This window comes from Microcystis sp. M49636_WE2 (genome assembly GCF_030065375.1).
Taxonomy (GTDB): Bacteria; Cyanobacteriota; Cyanobacteriia; order Cyanobacteriales; family Microcystaceae; genus Microcystis; species Microcystis aeruginosa_C.
On record NZ_JASJFG010000816.1, the window covers coordinates 1 to 2972 of the forward strand.

A 2972-nucleotide genomic window follows, 5' to 3' on the forward strand; every position below is an offset into this window, starting at 1 on the left:
AGCTACAGGCTCGCGGATACCGTCGATATCTACGGGAGGAGCGGCGATAAAGGCGATGATGAAGCAGGTGGTGGCGGTGAGCAGGGTGGGGATCATGATCACACCGAACCAGCCGACATAAAGACGGTTGTTGGTGCTGGTGATCCACTGGCAGAACTGCTCCCACAGGGAAGCGCTTTCGCGCTGTTGTAGAGTTGTAGTCATGGTTGGATAATTTCTGTATGTATTTGGTTGTCAAGGTTCGTTGTTTGACATGAGTTAATACTATCGGCTTTTTATAGTTATGTAAAGGGGTTTTAAGAAATGTTTTTTTATCAATGTCATAACTTCTACTTATATAATTGATGTTCAGGTAAACTAGAAGCAGACAAATTCTGCAAAAATAAGCGATGATACCCGAAATTACTGCAAAACTATTGGAAGCGAAGAAGGAAAAAGGCCTGAGTTTCGCTGACCTAGAAGCGATTCTAGGACGAGATGAGGTGTGGATTGCCGCTGTTTTTTACCGGCAAGCGAGCGCCTCCCCAGAGGAAGCGACGAAAATTGTGGCAGCTTTGGGATTGGGAACCGAAATCATCCCCTCCTTAACCGAGTATCCTGTCAAGGGATTAGGTCCGGTTGTCCCCACCGATCCCCTGATTTATCGTTTCTATGAGATCATGCAGGTGTATGGAATGCCCCTAAAATCGGTAATTCATGAAAAATTCGGCGATGGTATTATGAGTGCGATCGATTTTACCCTCGACGTGGATAAGGAGGAAGACCCTAAAGGCGATCGCGTTAAAATTACTATGTCGGGTAAGTTTTTACCCTATAAGAAGTGGTGAGTCCGGCCAAAGTCAACGGTAAGGAATTTCTATTCCTTGCCGCTCTTGCTATTTTTCTTAACAAAACTTAACAATTGACGGCAAAATTTTGCTTGCTTTTTTTGGCAGATTTTGGGACAATATTTTTAAAAGAGTTTACTAATAATGGAAATATAACCACTTAATAATAAACGCAACAGTCCCATTGTAAGAAAATAATAACCCAAGCCGCCGCAAAAGTCAAGGGATCTCTCCTAATTATGCTGTGAAACTTCTAATTCCTTGAGCGGTGAGGGTTTGGGGAGACTTTTCAGTGATCAGCTTCTGAAGGCAAAAGGCAACAGACAACAGGCAAAAGAAAGAGTCTGACAATTCTCCTGCCTAAAAAGAAGGTTAGAAACTAAGCACATCAAAGCTTTTAGCTTAACCAATTAGGTTTTAGATTCGGTCGAGTAAACAGTAAACAGTATATTTTGAGCCAGAAATACAATCACAAACTCCTCATGAATAGGTTGATGGAAAAATTATTGCTATGATAGTAGGAACACCGACTAATAATCGCATTATTGCTAATTTATTAGTGGCTTTATATACCGCGCTCACAAATCAATGTTATGCCGTTTTTGTCACTGTTCAGCGTTTATGGATACCTGAGCGGCGAATGGCCACTTATCCTGATATTATGGTAATGTCTGAACCTCTGACTTATCAAGAAAGACGCACAGATACTTTTAATTATGATCAAGAAGATAAATTTACTGCTTATCGAACCATTCCAACTTTTCAGGAATATTTATTAATTTCTCAGGAAAAATGTTATATTGAACAGTTTCAAAAAGAAGGCGATTGCGGGTTTTTAAAAGCTTATAAAAATCTTCCTATAATAACTTTAAAATATTTGCGGGTTGAGGTAGAGATAGCAGATATTTATAATAATGTAATCTTCGACAATAGTTAAAATCTATAAGATTTTAATCACAAAAACTAATAAATTTGCTACGTCATTAGCTTTTAAGCCAACATCTTGATAAGGTTCAGCAACCCATTTATTTCTAATATCTTCTTTGCTCATACCTTGAGCAATTAAATCGACAAAATGAACTTCTGATTCATCAAAACGGAGGGCTATTGTTTGGTAATTTTTTTGTTGGTTACTACAGGTTAAAATAAGACGATCAAGACGAATTGTGTAAGTATCCATAAAACCATCTTTATCTTGATCATTTCTAAAGTTTTCAAAAGAAACATATCCCATGTTTAAACCTGGACTCAAAAAAGTTGATAAATTAGTGTCATAATTCTTCAGCTTATGAACTCTTTGACTTTCACTAAGTAAAATGACATCTTCTCTAAAATCATTAAAGTAAATTAAATTTTTTCCATGTTCGAGTGTATCATTATTAATAATCATTATGACAAAAGTAGCAGTATTTCCTCTGAGAAAATGCTGATAACTCTTTTGCAAAAGTTTATTTTTTTCATCCTCCGCAAGATTTTCTAAGGCTACTTTATAGGCTACAGTAGCATCAATAACATCTTTGTTTAAAGGGATCATAATAATTTTAGATGTTAAATTGCTATTGAACCATCCGCAATTGACATCGGCTTCTCTATATTTTAAATTAGCCTCTAAAGCAACCTCTAACGCATCACGCATTTGAGCAATTTTTGATTCCTGCTGTTGCTTATCGTAAAAAGCTTGATCACAGGACGTTAAAGATAACATTAGACTTAGGATAATTGACAACTTGGCAATTTTTATCATTTCATTGTCCTCTATTTAGTAAATTTTATAAGGTCGAAAAATCAGCAAAATCTACTCCTCTATAGATTTAATGTACATCTATAGCGTTTCCTGTTCACAAGAGGTACATTCTCAATCCTGAAAAGCTTAATCAACAAAGGTTAAAGTGTGCCTCGCAGATGCGAGAACCGCTATAACTTAAATAATCAGCCAACAGTAGTACAAAAATGTTATTGCTGATATACTAGAATCTGTACTATCACACATTTTCTTTAGATTGGCTAAATAAAGCCTTGAAACTGCTTAATTACTTAGGATACATCGTAGTCTTGAGTTTAGTCAGTCGGAAAAGTCGGAACTTACAGCCAAACAATTGATCTGAAATATCGGAAATATCAGCTAAAATAAGTAAAAAACTTACC

At 36.4% G+C, this 2972-nt stretch carries 3 protein-coding genes and 1 pseudogene; 2 read left to right on the forward strand and 2 right to left on the reverse strand.

Annotated elements, in window-relative coordinates; all coding sequences use genetic code 11:
- Positions 1–204: pseudogene (locus PX484_RS18525) on the reverse strand (photosystem II q(b) protein); the annotation flags it as partial.
- A gap of 185 nt (positions 205–389) precedes the next feature.
- On the opposite strand from PX484_RS18525, the gene cynS reads away from it, so the two are divergent.
- Both cynS and PX484_RS18535 read left to right on the forward strand, forming a co-directional pair.
- Positions 390–827: a cyanase gene (gene cynS / locus PX484_RS18530; protein ID WP_061430355.1), complete on the forward strand. Its 438-nt coding sequence runs from the start codon at positions 390–392 to the stop codon at positions 825–827.
- A gap of 502 nt (positions 828–1329) precedes the next feature.
- On the forward strand, positions 1330–1764 hold the full coding sequence (locus tag PX484_RS18535; RefSeq protein WP_223211750.1) for a Uma2 family endonuclease: 435 nt from the start codon (positions 1330–1332) through the stop codon (positions 1762–1764).
- A 3-nt stretch (positions 1765–1767) separates the two neighbouring features.
- Here PX484_RS18535 and PX484_RS18540 read toward each other — a convergent pair whose 3' ends face one another.
- Positions 1768–2532 (reverse strand): hypothetical protein, encoded by a 765-nt coding sequence (locus PX484_RS18540; RefSeq protein ID WP_043996313.1) that lies wholly within the window; start codon positions 2530–2532, stop codon positions 1768–1770.
- Between the last annotated feature and the right edge of the window lie 440 nt (positions 2533–2972).